The organism is Microcoleus sp. C2D2 (genome assembly GCF_036702495.1).
GTDB lineage: Bacteria > Cyanobacteriota > Cyanobacteriia > Cyanobacteriales > Microcoleaceae > Microcoleus.
In genome coordinates this window covers 65,395-83,759 of the sequence record NZ_JAUBTO010000020.1, presented here as the reverse complement: position 1 = coordinate 83,759, position 18,365 = coordinate 65,395, and the positions used below count along the sequence as shown (strand labels likewise).

10 protein-coding genes are annotated in these 18,365 nt (G+C 46.5%); 4 read left to right on the top strand and 6 right to left on the bottom strand.

The window, feature by feature from the left end; genetic code table 11:
* Nucleotides 1-396 precede the first annotated feature (396 nt).
* Both QUB61_RS09605 and QUB61_RS09600 read left to right on the top strand, forming a co-directional pair.
* Entirely contained in the window at nucleotides 397-1,860 is a 1,464-nt protein-coding gene (locus QUB61_RS09605) for an ABC transporter substrate-binding protein/permease (RefSeq protein WP_333128290.1), read from the top strand.
* Nucleotides 1,826-2,575 carry an amino acid ABC transporter ATP-binding protein gene (locus QUB61_RS09600; protein ID WP_333128292.1) on the top strand — a complete coding sequence of 250 codons (750 nt, stop codon included), beginning with the start codon at nucleotides 1,826-1,828 and terminating at the stop codon, nucleotides 2,573-2,575. The genes QUB61_RS09605 and QUB61_RS09600 overlap by 35 nt, the downstream gene beginning before the upstream one ends.
* A gap of 160 nt (nucleotides 2,576-2,735) precedes the next feature.
* Here the strand turns inward: QUB61_RS09600 and QUB61_RS09595 are convergent, their stop codons facing one another.
* Nucleotides 2,736-7,412, bottom strand: a complete 4,677-nt coding sequence (locus QUB61_RS09595; RefSeq protein WP_333189913.1) for a DUF4347 domain-containing protein — start codon at nucleotides 7,410-7,412, stop codon at nucleotides 2,736-2,738.
* 518 nt (nucleotides 7,413-7,930) lie between these two features.
* Entirely contained in the window at nucleotides 7,931-8,980 is a 1,050-nt protein-coding gene (locus QUB61_RS09590) for a UPF0104 family protein (protein ID WP_333128296.1), read from the bottom strand.
* A gap of 158 nt (nucleotides 8,981-9,138) precedes the next feature.
* Between QUB61_RS09590 and QUB61_RS09585 the strand changes: the two genes are divergently transcribed.
* Nucleotides 9,139-9,390, top strand: a complete 252-nt coding sequence (locus QUB61_RS09585; protein WP_333128298.1) for a hypothetical protein — start codon at nucleotides 9,139-9,141, stop codon at nucleotides 9,388-9,390.
* Between the two features lie 50 nt (nucleotides 9,391-9,440).
* Nucleotides 9,441-11,486 carry a S8 family serine peptidase gene (locus QUB61_RS09580; RefSeq protein ID WP_333128300.1) on the top strand — a complete coding sequence of 682 codons (2,046 nt, stop codon included), beginning with the start codon at nucleotides 9,441-9,443 and terminating at the stop codon, nucleotides 11,484-11,486.
* Between the two features lie 256 nt (nucleotides 11,487-11,742).
* Here QUB61_RS09580 and QUB61_RS09575 read toward each other — a convergent pair whose 3' ends face one another.
* The 4 genes from QUB61_RS09575 to QUB61_RS09560 form a co-directional block, all read right to left on the bottom strand.
* A complete protein-coding gene (locus QUB61_RS09575; RefSeq protein ID WP_333128302.1) occupies nucleotides 11,743-12,222 on the bottom strand; it encodes a hypothetical protein in 480 nt (159 codons plus the stop codon).
* A 172-nt stretch (nucleotides 12,223-12,394) separates the two neighbouring features.
* A complete protein-coding gene (locus QUB61_RS09570; RefSeq protein WP_333128304.1) occupies nucleotides 12,395-14,068 on the bottom strand; it encodes a glycosyltransferase family 39 protein in 1,674 nt (557 codons plus the stop codon).
* 132 nt (nucleotides 14,069-14,200) lie between these two features.
* Nucleotides 14,201-17,176 (bottom strand): L-glutamate gamma-semialdehyde dehydrogenase, encoded by a 2,976-nt coding sequence (gene pruA / locus QUB61_RS09565; protein WP_333128306.1) that lies wholly within the window; start codon nucleotides 17,174-17,176, stop codon nucleotides 14,201-14,203.
* A gap of 84 nt (nucleotides 17,177-17,260) precedes the next feature.
* Entirely contained in the window at nucleotides 17,261-18,178 is a 918-nt protein-coding gene (locus QUB61_RS09560; RefSeq protein WP_333128309.1) for a hypothetical protein, read from the bottom strand.
* Nucleotides 18,179-18,365: the final 187 nt, after the last annotated feature.

The following is an 18,365-nucleotide window of genomic DNA, read 5'->3' as shown; positions in this document are numbered from 1 at the left end:
CGTCCAAAAAGGACGGGCGGGACGCCCATCCCACAAACTTGTGGAAGTTATTTAATTCTCATTCCTTAGCATGATTTTCCCTACAAACCAACAATAGACCTCTTGCAAAAATCCTTTTCCTCAATTGATGGGACGGGCTCTTCGGCCCATCCCACAAGAGTTATTTTTTCTTGTGGGATGGGCCGAAGAGCCCGCCCTAATTATTTTTGCAAGAGGTCTAATCTCACAACTGACGCACCTTGCAAAAAATGGTGCGTCAGAATCATACTTTCTATGCCGACTAAGAATCTCAAACCTGACGCACCCTACCACTGTTATCTATCTTTAGAGTGGTGACAGAATTGTAAATTCTCGCATAATTTGTTGGCGAGGGGATTTTTTAGGACAATGCTCGATATGAAACGTTTAAAATTAAAATCAATGTTGGCGGCGGCGATCGCGATCGCCTTTTGTTTAATTGCGATCGCCAGCTACGCCCAAGCCAACAAGACTTTAACACTAGCGACTTCCCCCGACTACCCGCCCTATGAATTTAAAGATACGGCTGTTAGCGGCAACGAAATCATCGGTTTTGACATCGATATTGCCAAATATATTACTAAAGAATTGGGCTACGAGCTGAAAATAATTGGCATGGATTTTAACGGCTTAATTCCCGCTTTGCAGGCGGGAAGAGCCGATTTTGTCATGGCTGGAATGACTCCCACAGCAGAAAGGAAAAAAAATGTTGATTTTTCTGAGCTTTACTACGAAGCTCAAAATACAATTGTCGCCAATAAAGGCAGCAATTTGACCAAAGCTGAAGATTTAGCCGGGAAAAAAGTAGGCGTTCAACTCGGAAGCATTCAGCAGGAAGCTGTGAAAAAAATGCCCGGTGTGCAACTGGCTGCTCTCAATAGGATTCCTGACATCATTCAAGAAATTAAATCGAACCGCATCGCCGCAGGAGTGATCGAGGATACTGTCGCTACGGGTTATGCAGCAGCGAACCCGGACTTGGAATTTAACACAATTCCGAATACTGAAGAAAGCGGTTCGGCGATCGCTTTTAGCAAAGGTTCGAGATTAGTTCCAGAATTCAACCGAGTCCTCCAGCAAATGAAAGCCAGCGGTCAAATTAAGGAACTAGCTACTAAGTGGTTTTCTCGACCGATTCCGCAAGAACCTGGTCAAGCAAATCAGCCACCTGTAGCGCCCAAGTTCGGGTTAGATTTTGGCAAAATCGTGCCGAGTTTGCCTTATATTTTGTCCGGGCTTTGGGTAACGCTAACTTTTACCTTGCTGTCGGCATTTCTCGGATTTATCTGGGGAATCGTCCTGTCTCTGTTTAAGATTTCTAGCATTAAACCGCTGTTCTGGTTTGCCACTGCTTACACCTCAATTTTTCGCGGAACACCGCTAATTTTGCAGTTGACTTTAGTTTATTTTGCAACGCCGCAGCTTACGGGCTATAATATATCTGCGCTGCAAGCTGGCGTGATTACTTTTTTCCTGAATTCTGGGGCTTATATTTCCGAAACAATCCGCGCCGGAATTCAAGCCGTAGATAAAGGTCAAAAAGAAGCCGCAGAATCCCTTGGCGTTCCCTACAAACTGATGATGGGCGATATTATCTTGCCGCAAGCGTTGAAAAACATCTTGCCTGCATTGGTGAATGAAAGTATTGCTTTGCTGAAGGATTCAGCGTTAGTTTCAGTAATTGGTGTAGAAGACTTGCTGCGCCGCGCTACAATTGTGGGAGCAGAAAAGTATATTTACTTTGAACCTTTGATATTTGTCGGCGCAATTTATTATTTGATGGTGCTTAGTTTAACTTGGGGGGCCAATGTACTCGAACGCAGACTCCAAACTAGCAGTTAAGGTCGATCGCCTGTATAAATCTTTTGGCAATCTTAAGGTTTTGCGCGAGATAACTACTGAGATTCATAAAGGAGAAGTGATTGCCATTATCGGCCCTTCGGGGTGCGGCAAGTCTACTTTTTTGCGGTGTTTGAATTTACTGGAAATTCCGACTTCCGGAAAGATATACATTGACGGGGTGGATATTACTTTGCCGAAGGCAGATATTATGAAAATCCGCCAGAAAGTGGGGATGGTTTTTCAGCATTTCCACTTGTTTCCGCACATGACTGTGCTGCAAAATGTGACCTATGCGCCTGTAAAGGTGAAGCAGGTGGCTAAGGATGAGGCGCGTCTGAAGGGGTTAGAATTGCTGGAAAAAGTGGGTTTGTCAGATAAGGCCGAGGTTTATCCTTCTAAGCTTTCGGGGGGACAAAAACAGCGGGTGGCGATCGCCCGCTGTTTGGCTATGGAACCGGAAATTTTGTTGATGGACGAACCGACTTCTGCACTCGATCCAGAAATGGTTAAAGAAGTGTTAGATGTGATGAAAGCTTTGACGAAAACCGGAATTACAATGGCAATTGTAACTCACGAAATGGGTTTTGCGCGGGAAGTCGCCCACCGAATATTGTTTCTCGATGGCGGAAAGGTGGCGGAAGATGTGCCGCCGCAGGAGTTTTTTAGTAACCCGAAGTGCGATCGCGCCAAGCAATTTCTGGAAAAAATGCTTTAATTTATATAAGAATTAGAGTTTTTAACCGCAGAGGACACAGAGTTAGAGGAGAAAGAGAGAAACTTCCCGTAGGGTGCGTCAGGTTGGAGATGCTCGATGGCACAAAAAGTCAAGTTCCGGGACACCGTTTGTTGCCCACGTGCATCCGTGGTGAGCCTGTTTAAATTAAACTGAAATCGGTGGCGCTGATTCTGCTAGCAGAAACTCCGTTTAAAGCAGCTATAATTTGTCCTGTTTGCACAACCTGAATTAAAGTTGCACCGCTGGTTTCATTAACACTTAATTGCTCGAATGTCAAGCCCTTAGCTAGCATCAGCAAATCTTTTCCAGCTTCAAAATCGGCAATAATATCGATACCAGAATTGGCAGACAGTAAAAAGCGATCGATCCCAGCACCTCCAATTAAACTATCTTCCCCCAAACCGCCCATCAGAGTATCATTAGCTTTGCCACCCATCAAAGTATCATTTCCCTGGCACCCGCCTAGCAAATCATTGCCAGCACCTCCACTCACATAATCATTGCCAGCACCTCCGCAGAGGCTATCATTACCATAATCGCCGTAGAGAGAATCCTCGCCTTTGCTGCCGAAAATTATATCATTTCCCTTGCCTCCAAATGCGATATCGCTGCCTTTGCCACCGTCGATAAAATCAGCCTCTTCACAGCCCAAAATTAAGTCGTCGTCTTCTTTACCATTTATAGAATCATTGCCGCGATTGCCGAAGATGAAATCTTCGCCTTCAGCGCCAAGGATGATGTCATTGTTCTTGCCGCCAAAAAGGATATCATCTCCCTTGTTGCCGTCAATAAAATCATTGCCTCGGTTGCCGTAAAGGATGTCGTTTCCTTCACCGCCGTAGAGGTTATCATCGCCTAAATCCGCATCGAAAATATTCTGATTTCGACTGCCGTAAAAAGCATTATTTTCCGGTGTACCAAACCCAATTGCACCGCTACCATTGCCGTTGATAATGTTGTCAGCTTGGTTTGGGCGATCGAGAGTTGGATACTCAATAGTATGGCAAAAGCAATTAGTATCACTTCCTGGTGTAACAACGGGTACTGATGGTGTTGGCGTCGAAGCCGGAGTTGGCGTCGGAGTTGAAGCAGGTGTTGGTGTCGGAGTTGAAGCAGGCGTCGGAGTTGGAGTCGGAGTCAGCGTCGGAGTCGATGTTGGTGTCGGAGTTGAAGGAGGCGTCGGTGTCGGAGTTGGAGTCGGAGTCGGCGTCGGAGTCGATGTTGGTGTCGGAGTTTCCCCAGGCGTCGGAGTTGGGGTGGGCGTCGGAGTTTCCCCAGGCGTCGGAGTTGGGGTGGGCGTCGGAGTTTCCGATGGTGTTGGCGTCGGTGTCGGAGTTTCCGATGGTGTTGGAGTTTCCGATGGTGTTGGCGTAGGCGTCGGAGTTTCCGATGGCGTCGGAGTTTCCGATGGTGTTGGCGTCGGTGTCGGAGTTTCCCCAAACGTCGGCGTCGGAGTTTCCGATGGTGTTGGCGTCGGAGTCGGAGTTTCCCCAAACGTCGGCGTCGGCGTTTCCGATGGTGTTGGCGTCGGAGTTTCCGATGGTGTTGGCGTTGGCGTCGGTGGCGTCGGCGTCGGAGTTTCCGATGGTGTTGGCGTCGGAGTCGGCGTTGGTGGAGTCGGCGTCGGAGTTTCCGATGGTGTTGGCGTCGGAGTCGGCGTCGGTGGAGTTGGCGTCGGAGTCGGCGTTGGTGGAGTCGGCGTCGGAGTTTCCGCAGGAGTTGGCGTCGGAGTCGGCGTCGGTGGAGTTGGCTTGACGGTAATATCCACAAAATCCCGATCGGTTTGAGGACCGCCTAATTCTGGAGATCCGCGATCGTTTGTTGTCAAAGTCAGCGTATCCTTTCCAACAAAGTTCGGATTCGGCTTATAAATTAAACCCTCTAAAGCAGCATTAATATCAACCTGTTTTCCCGTATAACTCAGGCTGTTGGTGCCATTCCCCGATCCCGTTAAACCTGTTATCAGCGAATTGAGTGTAAGAGTGCCGTTGGAAACGCTGAGATTGACTTCCACCGACTCGCTATCTGAATCCGATACAGAGATACGATTGCCGTTGCTAGCAGAGAAGGTGCGAGAAGTATTTTCAGTCGTCGTTTCATTGCCAATATCAGTCGCAATGTCTACACTCCAACTGGCAATAATTTCCGAATTAGTAGCATTGGAAGCGTTACTATTCTCTTGGTTGGCATCAACTGCATACAATTGCCAAGTGCCGTTGGGGTTAGTTTTATTAAAAACAGAAAGAGTCGAACCGTAAGACCCTTCTGGCGCCCCTGTCGGTGTTAGCGTATTGTCGTTATACAAAAAGGGATAAACATCCCGAAAACCGTTCAGTGAATAGTTTGTCGGTTTGTAAGTTCCTGAAGCGATAGTGGGTGGTACTGGAACAACAGAAAAACTAGAAAGAAAAGAGGCTGCATTATCATCCAACTTCAGCGTGACGTTGTTGAGTGGTTCAGATGGAACTTGAGACATTAACACCACATTTTGTCCCTCGGGCCCAACTAGCAAGAGGTTGATGTTCTGCGCTCCACCATTGGCAGAGCTAAAAGTGTTAACATTGTTGAGAGTGATGGTAACGCTGTCTACATTTCCCGTCACGCCTGAAACAGCGAGCTCAGACGGATACGGTGTCGCTAAAACGTTATATACGGAGTCTCCGCTGTTGATGGTAATGCTATCAGGGTTAGTTGTAGTGGTGGTAATTCTTCCCGGTATTGAATTAATAGGAGATTGATTGCGACGGGAAAATTCCGAGGTATCCCCTGTAGTTTTGTTAGTAGCAGTAGCCGCGAGAACCGGTTTGCCTGCTACTGGAGTGTAGGGGAAGTTGATATTAGCCTTGCCAGTACTATCTGTCGTAACGTCTTGGAAACCTAGCAAAGCTTCACCTTGACCTGCCCCTGCCTGGTCATAACTGGTATTTGCAAAGAATTCGACGCGGAAGCTGGCGTTAGGAGTGCTGTTGAGAATTCCGCTGACTGTGTTGTCGCTAACTGAGGTCAGAACCGGGTAATTTTGCTGGTTGTTGCTGCCTGTATCGGCGTCGCCTAAATCGTTGAGAGTGATGCCAGTATTGCCGATTAAGTCAATACCTAATCGTTGGTTATTAAAAATGTTATTGCCTTGAATAGTGTAGCTGCCGGAACTTGCCTTAATTTCAATGCCACTGCCCTTATTGTTAGCAATGATATTCATGTCTCCGAGTGTAGTTCCACCAATGACATTATTATTTGAATCTCCATCGAGGATCAGAATGCCATCGCCCTCGTTCCCTAAAAAGCTTGTACGCGTGATATCAGTCCCGATCAAGTTGCCAGTAATTTTGGTGTTTGTTGCTCCCTTCCCCACAAATATGCCTGCAACGCCGTTGCCAGAGATGGTATTATCTTCTATGACGGTGAGATTAGGAGAATTGTTTTGATTGTAACTTTGGATTCTGATCCCAGATAGAGTGTTGCCTACAGCAGCCGTACCGCTAATATCAGTGCCAAGGTAGTTGTCTTGGATGGTATTGTTGTTAGTCTGTACCAAAATGCCGTTACCAGCGAAATTTCCGCCCTTTCCAAATCCGTTAATAACCAATCCTTGAATTATACTGCCACTGGAATCTTCTGCGCCACCAGGGCTATAGCCTAAATCTAAACCATTAATAGTAGTCTCACCTAAGGCTGGTTGTACAGAACTGCCATTGAGTTCAATTATCGGTTTGCTAATAAAGTTAGGTTTATTATATCCAGGTTGAGATTGGCCATCGATAAGAACTGGGCTGGTGATGACAGGTAAGGCTTGCTCAAGGTTAATGGTATGAGGCCCAGGGCCGGAAATGTCAAAGTTAATTGTGTCTAATCCGGGATTGGAATTAGCTTGGTCGATCGCATCTCTTAGAGAACCTATACCGCTATCGTCATTATTAGTAACGATATAGGTAGTCAAAACAGACGCATAATTTTGCATCGCGTTTGACTCGAATGCTAGGGGCGATTTAATGTTGCCGATTTTTTCTTCTAGTTCCCAGTTGCCACCTAATTTTGCACTCCCCGTGAGATACTTAGATGCGGCGATATTTGCACCGGTGAGGGATGCAATGCGGTGGAGGAAATGGACACCATCTACGGCTGGTTCATCGAGTCCGCCGTTCGTTTCAACCCCCGTCTCATAGCAAAATTCCTCTTTAGAGGACTGTTTAATGAAATTGTTTTTAGTCGGTTTCAACTCATAGGTTGCACCCTTCTCAATTAGCCTTTTATGAACAGGCAAGATGCCTGTTCCACAAGAAAATGTATCTTTTGTAGAACAGGCATCTTGCCTGTTGTTGACAATGGTGCCACATCTCAATTTCAACCGACTTTCGCTTTGAGACAGGGAATTTATTCCCTGGCGGACTTTCTGAGAAGCGCGGGATGCTGCTACGTTGCAGCCGTAAATCAGGATATCTGCATCAAGAGTTAAAGCGCGCCGCCATTGCTGCAATTGCTGGCTATAAGCTTCTAGGTTATCGACAGACAGTCTGGTTTTACCGAGTTGCAAGCTTCCCGGTCCGCCGTGGGAAACTAGATGAATGCTGTCAATATTAGTGCGATTCGCTAACACTTCGCTAATTTGTTCGACTCCATCTCTGTGGGAGTCGATAACTATTGCTTCTACTCCCAATTTCACTCGATCTAGGAGAGTTTGATAGTCTGCTACTGCCGCATCGATAAATACTATTGTACTGGGGTTATGGGGGATCTCGCTCTTTTCCCCAAAACTCCCATTGCCCGCGTTGATTTGATGCGGAACTTCGATCGTCGCTGCTGATAAAACTGGTATCATGGTTGTCTACACTATAGCTTTAAATTAACAATTTTTCAGAGATCCTAGAGTAGCACACCCAAACAAAAAAAACACTTTTTTTAACGGTATAAATCACTACAATAATTGTGGATTTTAGGGGAGCAAGTCGGTTTGTTTGTAGGTCTTACATTTATATTAAGACTATATTGTTTGTGGCTTGGTTCCTTAGCCGCCGCAACAGATTATTTGACAAAATTTTGTTGATGTTAAATTATACCCAGCATACTTACAATACTCCGGACAGTTTTTGGAACGAGACTACAAGCTTTACAGGGCAAGGATCGTAAATAAAGTCGAATTAAATGCCGCGTCAGGGGTGGAGCTGACATTGATTTAATTATCCACAGGGGCTGCGAAGTCAAGCGAGAATAAGCCATTGGGCTGTATAAAAACTGTCCGGACTATTGTACTTACGCAAGCAAAAATATTTAATACAAATACATATTTTCGACTCCTGCTAATCGGGGCCACTCCGCTAGCCTCATATATTTTAGCACTCACTGACTGTGTCGCTCGGCTTTCCCATCTAGCTTAGCTAAAAATGCACCGGAAACATCTGCCAAAATGCTGATAATCCGATACAAAGCCACCGCACCCAGAATAATACCCGTAGAAAAGCGATCGGACAGCAGGGCGATCGCCGTTGCTTCAAATACTCCCATTCCCCCCGGTGCACCAGGCACAACTAAACCGACAACAAACGCAAAACAAAAAGCACCCAACAAGTTGGGAATATTGCTAAAGTTCACCGGAGTTAAAGCCATTACCGTTAGCAAAAAACCGCAGCCCCGCAATCCGATAAAACACATTTGTCCGATTAACGGCACTAAAGGATAGCGTTTAATTGGCAAATTAATTTGGCGGCGGGACTTGACAGGCAATGTTTTTTTAGCTACATTGGAGTTAGACTCTGAAAGAAAATTTAGCCGATCGCCCGCAGCCTCCCCAGGCTGGGAATTTTTCCCATTGTTCTTTGATAACTTCAACCGCTCTACAAATAGAACGATCGGATTTAAAATTCGGGGATGAATCGCCGTTAAAATAGCAGCAAAACCGACAATCCGCAAAAACCCATTGATTTTGTCAAAACAAATCAACCCAATCAGCAGGCCGGCTGAAGCCATCAGCAGCGGTTCCAGCAATACGCCCAGAGTAGCAGCTTTGGGGAAAATGCCTGCCTTTTTGGCTTCCAATATTCGACCCCAAAAATGCCAAATATTCCCCGGCAAATACTTGGCAATATTAGTTTTGAGAAAAACTTGAATCGCCCACGCGGCATTGACAGGTTGGCGGAATTCCCGCAAAATCAACATCCACACCCAGCCGACAAAAATTAGAGAAAGTAAAGTGACACCAAGGGCGATCGCCAGCAACGGAAAACTTTCGGCTCGAATTTGGATATTCGCGACTTCTCGCCAGTGAGTTAAAAAAGCTTTGGCAATAAATAAAAACGTCCCGCCCAAAATCAAATAGCGCAAATAAGGCTGGAGACGCGATTTCGCGAGGTTGAAAAAATTCTGAATTCGATGCAAGTGTTGTTTTCCCATTTTGCGATCCCAATTTTGAATTTGGGATTAAGTTATACTATTTTAGATTTTATATTTTAGATTGGCTGAGGCGGAATTGTGGTTGATTTACACGGGATGATATGACGGAATAAATCTGTTTAACCTGAGATGTTGCACCATTGTCAAGAACGGGCAAGATGCCCGTCAAGAACGGGCAAGATGCCCGTGCCACAAAGAATGAGTTTTCTTGTGGAACAGGCATCTTGCCTGTTCCTAAACGTTCCACAAAGAATGAGTTTTCTTGTGGAACAGGCATCTTGCCTGTTCCTAAACAAGTAATTGAGAATGGTGCAATATCTCAGTTTAACCTAACCTATGCAGACCTCTACAGACTGTCCGTAATGCCCGCTTTACAGACTATGCGAGGGCGTTCTCAACCACAAACTTAAATTTAAAATCTAAAATTTAGATCGATATACCTCGCTAGGAGTACATTTCTATGGCCGGCCCGAGCCCTGACGGTCTTTCCTATCTTTTAGATGATAGCCCCAACAGTTTCGCCTTGACTCCGGGCTTTTTGACTCCTTATCCTAACGGACTTTTTGCCCTCGGCGGCAACGATTTTATTGTCGGTTCGTCGGATGCCGAGATAATTAGCGGTGATAATGGTAACGATCGCATTCTCGGCGGCAGGAATTCCGATACGCTGTTGGGGGGAGTCGGCAACGATGTCCTAAACGGCGGTGCCAGCAGCGACATCCTGTTTGGCGATGTCGGCAGCGATACTTTGCAGGGAGGTAGGGGAGAGGACGCCCTCAACGGCGGCCGCGGTAGCGACGTTTTAGTGGGCGATGGGGGCAAAGATATGCTGACAGGGGGCTTTGGTCCAGATACCTTTGTCCTCCGCAGCGATTCAGCAGTAACCGATCCGGCTGCTGCAGACATTATTACCGACTTTAACAGTTTTGTGGATTCGATCGGACTGAGTGACAACCTTACCGAAGCTGACTTGATTCTCGAAGAAATCTCGATCGCCCCCGGTATTTCCAATACATTAATTAAAATTCGCCAATCCAATGCTATTTTAGGCTTGGTAGCCAACGCATCTCCACAAGACTTCGCCTATACATTCATCTCTGCAAATACCGTATTGGGCAACCAACTCAGCGAAGCTCGCGATTTAGGCGTTTTGGGCGGCACTCAAACGATCGCAGACTCGGTTAGCAACGCCCGGCCAGACGGCCTTTACCGCTTTACTTTGCCTGCAACTAGCGACTTTAAATTAACTGTCAGCGGTTTGACTGCGGATGTTGACGTGGCTTTAATTAAAGATCTTAACGGCGACAATTCTATTGACTTCACCGATATTATTGGTGCTTCTCAAGAACCCAATTTATCGCCGGAGTCGATCGACCTCAACGGTTTAGCCGCAGGAACTTACTTTGTCCGAGTTTATCAATACCAAGGCAGTACAAATTTCACCCTAAATTTGTCTGCAACTCCTGCAACTGTTTTTACTAACAATGCGAGCAACTTGCAGGGTTTTGACTCTCGTTTTGGGTTCGGTTTGGTGAATGCAGCGGCGGCAGTTGCTCAAGCTCAAGGTACTGCAACTTTTCCTGATGTTCCCGACTTGGGTGGCGACGAGTGGGGCAGAGATTTAATTAAAGCTCCAGAGGTTTGGGCCCAGGGCTTGACTGGAGACGGAATTGTCGTGGCAGTTATCGACAGTGGAGTTGACTACAATCACCCGGATTTGACGGGGAATATTTGGAGCAATGCGGGGGAAACCGGTGTTGATGCGATCGGTCGCAATAAAGCTAGCAACGGGGTTGATGATGACAACAATGGATTTGTTGACGATTTCCGGGGATGGGATTTTGTCAACAGCGATAATGACCCGATGGATGATAACAGTCACGGCACTCATATCTCGGGTTTAGTTGCTGCGAAACAAGATGGGGTGGGGATTACTGGAACGGCTCCAACTGCGAAGATTATGCCTTTGAAAATACTCGATGAGGCGGGAGTCGGCAAAATTAGGGATGAAATTAATGCGATTAATTATGCGGTGGCAAATGGAGCGAAGGTGATTAATATAAGTTTGGGCGGACTCCAGTTGAACGAGCAAGTATTGGATGCTATTCGAGCCGCTGAAGCTCAAGGGGCGATCGTGATTTCGGCGGCGGGAAATGATGCTCGCCTACAACCAGATTATCCGGCTCGGTTTGCCAATGAGGTAGGAATTGCTGTCGGTGCTGTTAGCCGGAATGGCTTGTTTGCCGATTATTCTAACCTGGCGGGTGCGGAGGGAATTAATTATTTTGTTGCTCCGGGCGGCGACGGCGGCAGGGCGGATTCTGGTGATGTTTATTCAACTGTACCCCTTTCTCAACCGGGGATTCCCTATCGATATTTTGCGGGTACTTCAATGGCAGTGCCGCAGGTAGCTGGCGTGATAGCTTTGATGTTGCAGGCTAATCCGAATCTGACTCCTGCTGATATTAAGAGGATTCTTGCGCAAACTGCCAATCGAGGGGTTTGAATTAATTGCTAATAGGGAATTGGTAATGGGCTTGACATACTGTTACCAAATTTCGTAGGGGCGGGTTTCACCAACAATATCGAATTGCTACTAACAATCTACATAAACCCGCCCCCACACAACTAACAATCTACATCAACATTAATTTGTATTGAATGTGAAAAATGTACAAGGGGTTTACCGTGGGATAGGGGCGGTTTTATAGATGGTTAATTAACCTCAATATTGTTGGTGAAACCCGCCCCTACAAGCCAAATTAAAAATTGGCGGCGTAACTTAAGTCAAATTGGCGGCGCAGAGTGATGCAGCAGTAGTTTGGTCGATCGAATACTAACTCGTAATTCATCTCGCCGTCTATTTTGACGATCGGCTGCTTTAAGGGGATGCCCTGAATGTCGTATTGGCGGCGTTCTAAGGCACTCCAGTCGATAATTTTGATGTCGATTTGGTTTTGCAACTCAGTTGCGATCAGATATAGTTGCATCTTGTCTTGAACTTTCCCAGTCAGGGGGATTTTTATTAACACTGACTGAGTGACGATGGGTTTTTGGTCGTTGGGATGCTTCTGGGTGTGGCAGCTTTTGAGTTCTATATCGTAAGGTTCTACCTTGAATTTCTCTCCGCTGGCCATCGCAGACGAGTGCAAGTCTTTCAGGCACTTTTCTAGGTGAGGGATCAGCCCTAGGTCTGGATCGCACAGCAGTTTGCGAATATTCGAGGTTTCAGTGACTGTCATTGTAGATTTTTGATGTTATTTTTTGATTCTTAACTTCTAGCTTACCGCGAAAAACAGCCCTATTCTACTTTACTCGCGACATAATCCCAAAAACCCCGTTTCTGGGCAGTATGTCGCGGTGAACAAAACATTTTTTGGCAGCAACCAGTTTTTTTGCCTTAATCCTTTCAGATTATTTTTTGGTAATTTTCCAGAGATTGAGCTCAACATTAGCGTCAGCCGGATCTATTTGATAGTTTTGTTGCTGAATTGCCGATCGCAAAGTTGAGGACGGTCTGTATAAAAACAACTCGCTGAAACCCTCGGGAATTTTAGAGAGTTGCGGTTTTTTAAGTGCCAATTTTCGATTTTTGTAGCAAGAAGTGTAACAGCGGGGTTCTATTAGCAGTTTGACTTTTGGTTCTAGGTGATAACTTAAAGGCATGATATATGCGATATTGGCATCGCTGATAATTAGGGGATTGCTGGCTTGATTGACAGTCCCAGCTAATTGTAATTCTGCGCTAAGCCAGCCGCTGCCTTTATTCCACCAAGTGTCTGCTTGAGAACTAACTCCACCGGATATAATACCTGCAGACAACAGTACAACTATAACTATTTTCCACAGTTTTTGCTGTTTGAAGTTATCCAAATTGTTACTAATTTTCGCAGACAGCAGGTAAGCCAATGCTAGCTGAATTCCCACATAACAAGGAACTAAATATCGCGGATTTGCCGAGCGCCTCCCACCTTTCATTATATCGGGTACTGCTAAAAACAAAGCTGTTGTTGCAATTAATAACAATACCATCAACCACACTCGCTTTGGTGTTTGTCGGCACAGAAAATAAAGGGCATAGCCGACTAAAGCTAAAATCATTATGCCAACGGGAATTAGCAAGGCTAGTTGTGTGGCGTTGGCAGTTCCATCAATGCCAATATCAAAAAATGCTATGGTGACGGAACCCACCCACCTGCTGACTAATCTTAAGAGATTTGTCTGTTCTGCCCATACTGTTGTGCTTTTAATTTGATTGAAGTTTTCTACAGTATTTATGAGGGAAGGCATGAAGCAGATCGAGGCGATTAAAGCTGCTACATAATAGGCAATGAATGTTTTAATATCGCGCCAGTTGGCAATGACTGCGACGTAGATTGCGTGGGCTGCGGCGACGCAGACAAATAACAAGTGGGTGTAAAATCCCAGTGTTGCTGTGCCTGCATAAAGCGCCCAGGAAAGAACGAGGGCGACAGCATTTTGATTTGTGTCAGGGCGCATTGCTCGCAGCAAAGCTGCACTGGATAAAATAGTAGTTACTGTCCACAAACTGTACTGTCTTGCTTCTTGGGCAAACAAGATGTGGTAGGGAGAAATTGCGAAAATTGCGATCGCCATCCACGCTACTGCTGAAGATTCAAATAACTCCCAAGCCAGCCAATAAATTGCGGGAAATACTAGCAAGCTAATCACGGCGGCCAAACTTCTCATTGCTGCAACGGAACTGCCGAACCATTGCGCCCAATATCGCGCTAGTACGTAATACAGCGGCGGGTGTTGGGGGTCTTCCGCTGCTAAAGAATTCAGGGTATCGCTTAAAGTTTTTTCGGAATTTATCTGCTGATATTTTTGTAAATCCGAGGGCGAGGTTATTTTCTGGTACGAAATTTGTTTGATTATTTCGGCCTCGGTGTAGCCAGAAACTCTCAAAGAAGTATATGTTTCGTCGATCCAGTAAAATTTGCGATCGAGATTGGCGAACCGAAATAAAATACCGATGACTAATACGGCTATAATTAAAAATCTCAGCCACTTGTCAAGTGAAGGGTTGTGAGAATTTAGTCGATCGCGATCTTTCGTAGATTCCATTTTATAACTAGCCAATCAGGCACAAATTTTTTCTGTTACCGCACCTGTAAGGTGCGCGCTTACGCACCCTACTAACTTAACAGCCAGAGAGAGGACTTCAGTCCTCAGTCCTCACTACGAACAAAGGAATGATTAATCATCCACTCCTTCAATCGGCGCAAAACCTTGCCGCTGAATATTTTCGGTTATTGTGCGGGGTTCGAGGAATTGCAGCAAATAATCCGGGCCCCCAGCTTTAGAACCAACTCCCGAAAGTTTGAATCCTCCGAAGGGTTGCCGCGATACCACAGCGCCGGTAATTCCGCGATTGATGTACAGGTTTCCGACTTCAAAATCGGATGCGGCTCGATCGATATGCGAAGGCGTGCGAGAATACAATCCGCCGGTTAAAGCAAAATTCGTGCCGTTAGCAATCGCAATCGCTTCGCTGAAATTCTTTGCCCGAATCACCGACAAAACCGGGCCGAAAATTTCTTCTTGGGCGATAGTTGCTGTCGGCGATACTTCCGTAAAAATGACGGGGCCGACAAAATAGCCGATTTCCGGTGCCGGCATTTCTAAAGCTATTTTAGCTTCGGCGCGGCCTGTTTCGATATATTCGCGGATGCGCGAATGGGCATTTGCATCGATCGCAGGGCCGACTTGAGTGCCGGGATTTTCTGCTGCGCCGATATTGAGCGATCGCGTCGCTTCTACCAATCTTGCCACAAAATTATCGTACACCGATTCGACCACAATTACTCGCGAACAAGCGGAACATTTTTGGCCGCTGTATCCAAATGCCGAATAAACTACGCCTGCAACTGCTTGGTCTAAATCCGCACTTTCATCGACAATAATTGCATTCTTGCCGCCCATTTCAGCAATTACTCGTTTCAGGTGTTTTTGCCCCGGCTGCAAAATCGCAGCATCGGCATAAATTTGACAGCCAACTTCCTGAGAACCGGTGAAAGTAATCATGTGAACGTCAGGATGTTTCACCATGTAAGCGCCCACCGTTGAACCTTTGCAAGGCACGTATTGAAATACGCCTTTAGGGATTCCGGCTTCTAGCAAAATTTCTGTGATTTTTGCTGCAATTACTGAGGAAACTTCCGCAGGTTTCAGTAAAGTACAATTTCCAGCAACTAGGGATGCAACTGTCATGCCGACGGGAATTGCCAGGGGGAAATTCCAAGGCGAAATGATTAAAGAAATGCCGCGCGGCTGATAGGTGTAGCGGTTGGTTTCTCCGGCTACGTCGTAATTTTTCCCTTGTTCCAACCGTTCCATTTCGTCGGCGTAGTAGCGGCAAAAATCAATAGCTTCGGAAACTTCGGCATCGCATTCTCGGACTGGTTTGCCGACTTCCAACACCATCCAAGCTGATAGTTCGTGCCGCCGCTGTTCCATGAATTCTGCGGCTTTGCGGAGGACGCCGGCGCGCTGTCGGACTGGAGTTTTTCGCCAACTGGTGGAGGCTTCTTTTGCTGCTTCAAGGGCTTGTTTTGCCTGTTCTTCGGAAAGCAATCCGATGGTGCCAACTACTTCTGTAGGATTGGAAGGGTTGAGAGAGTTAACGGTTGCTTCAGTATTTTGGTACTCGCCATTGATTAGCGGTAAATAGGTTTTGCCTAAGTTGGCGCGCACTGATTTGATGGCTGTTTGTGCTTGTTGCCGCAATTTGGTATTGGCGTAGTCGGTATCGGCAACGTTGGGAAATACTTTGCTGTAAACTAGCTGGTCATTGCCACTAGCAACTGGTGCGGCTAACAATTGTTCGATCGGCATTTCTTCGGAACTTTGCCGGATGAAAGAACTGTTGGCGGTATTTTCCAGCAAACGGCGGATCAAATAAGCCATTCCCGGCAGCAAATCGCCGTAGGGGCAGTAGACTCGGACGCGATAACCCCGATCGACCAAAAGCTTAGCCAATTTGTCGCCCATGCCGTACAGCACTTGCATTTCAAAGCGGCGGCGCGGTATATTGAGAGTCTCGGCAATGGCGATCGCCCTCGCTTGCGATCGCACATTATGGCTGCCAATAGCTGCATACAAATATTCGTGATTTTCTAGCAGCAACTGCGTCATCTGCTCGAAATTGGCATCGGTAGCAACTTTGTCATTGTAGACCGGCTGCGGCCAATCTTTCTGCATCGCTTTGATAGTTTCCTGATCCCAGTAAGCGCCTTTTACCAGCCGCACTGTTACCGGATTTCCGCGTTTTTTTGCCCAGGAAATCAGGTTTTGCAAATCTTGGGCACTGTCGCGCAAATATGCTTGCAATGTAATTCCGATATCCGTGCGACTGCGAAACTCTTCCTCTAACAATAAGTCTTTGAGAATGGTCAGAGTTAAACTTTTGTAAGCATACTGTTCCATATCGAAATGAACAGCACATCCCAACTCCTTCGCGCGGCGCAGTAACAGGCGAATTCTCTCGCTTACTTTCTCCTCGCTACCTTTAGCATCCAAAGGATCGAACTGAGAATAAAAAGCCGTTAACTTTACCGATACTTGCACTCGCTGCATAGTTTCGCCGTCTGCTTTGTCAATTGCATCTACCTGCGGCCAATTCTTAGCTGCATTGGCGAGTTCAGCCATCAATTCCAAATAGCGGTTAAGATAAATTTGCGCCTCAGTTTCAGTGATGACAGCTTCCCCCAAAAGGTCAACTGTAAAACCCATTTTATCTTTGCGAAGCCGCTCTAAGGTTTTAATTACCTGCTTGATATTTTCCCCAGAAATATACTTGTGCGCCAAAGTTTCCACAGCAGGCGCAACCGTCGTCGCCGCCAATTGACCCGGAACCGAATCAGGGCTAGCAAAGTTGAGCAATTTTTTCAATGCCTCGGGCAATTCTACCTCTTGGGCGGTCAAGTATTCTTGCAAGTGGCGGGCAATTTCCGGCCTGCTGCGGAGGGCCGGCAAACAGTCAATAAATCGAAACAACTGCACCCGCAGTCCGGGGCTGGCCATCGCCCAATCCATCAGTTTGTCGTCCCAGCGCATTTGGTCTTGGAGTTGCCCGAAAAAAGAGCGCTTTTTCTCTTGAGTTAGCCGCAGGATTTCCTTGGCAATTTCCTGGGTTTTTGCTTCGTAGATGTTTTCAGATACTTGTGCGATCATTGGTAATAAGTAATTGGTAATTTGTAATTAGCAACAGGGGGGGCTTATGTATTTTGTAACTACCCCCTGATACAATTATAGTTGCTATTTGACTTCAATTTTAACTTGGTAGTTTGCTTGGCGATCGCCTGAAATTTCAATAGTATAATCGCCGCTACTGGCTAGTTGACCTTGCCACTGACCTGTGCTATCAGCAGTACCTAAATTTTCACCGTTAGGAGCAATAATTGCTGCGCTAACTTGACCTTCTTGAACATTTATTGTCATGCTTTGGCCGCTATTGCACTCCAGTAAGTAGCGCCTGGATATGTTGGCTCGCAAACTATTGCTCAGAGTAGTTCCCGTAGCACCGGGTTCAAAGTAAACTCGCTCGGTTACAGGGGTTTCAACCGCAGCGGGAGTTGGAGTTGGAGAAGGAGAAGACGACGGCGAGGGGGAAGCAAGTTGCGGAACACCAGAGACAGATGGTATTTGAGTGGGACCCGGCGACGGAGGGATTGTGGGGGGCAGTCGAGTTCCAGGTGCTGGAGGAAGTCCGGGCCGGCGGTTGGCGGGCGCTGCTGCGACAGGCGGAGGGCTTTCGGGGAGGGGTACGTCAGCGGGTAGTTTGATTTGAAGGTTCGCTCTTTCCTGATACATTCTCCACGCTAGCAAACTGCCGAGACTAAGGACGGAACCGACTAAGATTCCGCTGAGAAAAACTGCCAAGATGGGCCAAGCTCGGTCTGGTTTTGGTTCGGGGTTCGCAGTTTGAATTGTTGGAGGCGGATAACTTGCAAGTTGAGTTGTTTCCGGCGCGCTATCGGCGGCCATTGGAATTGTTTCGGGTTCGTCGATTGGCGCTGAAATATCTTCGGGCGCGGCAATTTCTACGGAAGTTTCTGCTGGTGCGGAAGTTGAGTCGCCACTGGCAATAGCACTGCGATCGATCTCATCGCTGGTAGGGGAAATTGTTTCCGGTTGCTGAGTCAAAATTTGTTTTTTTTCCTGTTCGTCGCTCATGGGGCTAAATTTATTTTACAAAGACCGCTTTTAGACATTTTACGTTACTGGTGCGATCGCCTGCACTGAAATTATCTAGCATAAGGAAGAAGGCACGACACGGATTTTGACAAGGATACACGGATTAATTATCGAGCCTTAGGCAAAAGTTAGAAGGAAGATTGTTAATCTGCATACAAACCTGTCA

Excerpts from the sequence above, each read along its gene's own strand:
- QUB61_RS09590 (WP_333128296.1), bottom strand. The coding sequence starts at position 8,980 with ATGGGAAAACAACACTTGCATCGAATTCAGAATTTTTTCAACCTCGCG.
- QUB61_RS09560 (WP_333128309.1), bottom strand. The coding sequence starts at position 18,178 with ATGAGCGACGAACAGGAAAAAAAACAAATTTTGACTCAGCAACCGGAA.
- QUB61_RS09570 (WP_333128304.1), bottom strand. The coding sequence starts at position 14,068 with ATGGAATCTACGAAAGATCGCGATCGACTAAATTCTCACAACCCTTCA.
- QUB61_RS09605 (WP_333128290.1), top strand. The coding sequence starts at position 397 with ATGAAACGTTTAAAATTAAAATCAATGTTGGCGGCGGCGATCGCGATC.
- QUB61_RS09575 (WP_333128302.1), bottom strand. The coding sequence starts at position 12,222 with ATGACAGTCACTGAAACCTCGAATATTCGCAAACTGCTGTGCGATCCA.
- QUB61_RS09595 (WP_333189913.1), bottom strand. The coding sequence starts at position 7,412 with ATGATACCAGTTTTATCAGCAGCGACGATCGAAGTTCCGCATCAAATC.
- pruA (WP_333128306.1), bottom strand. The coding sequence starts at position 17,176 with ATGATCGCACAAGTATCTGAAAACATCTACGAAGCAAAAACCCAGGAA.
- QUB61_RS09585 (WP_333128298.1), top strand. The coding sequence starts at position 9,139 with ATGCCCGTCAAGAACGGGCAAGATGCCCGTGCCACAAAGAATGAGTTT.
- QUB61_RS09580 (WP_333128300.1), top strand. The coding sequence starts at position 9,441 with ATGGCCGGCCCGAGCCCTGACGGTCTTTCCTATCTTTTAGATGATAGC.
- QUB61_RS09600 (WP_333128292.1), top strand. The coding sequence starts at position 1,826 with ATGTACTCGAACGCAGACTCCAAACTAGCAGTTAAGGTCGATCGCCTG.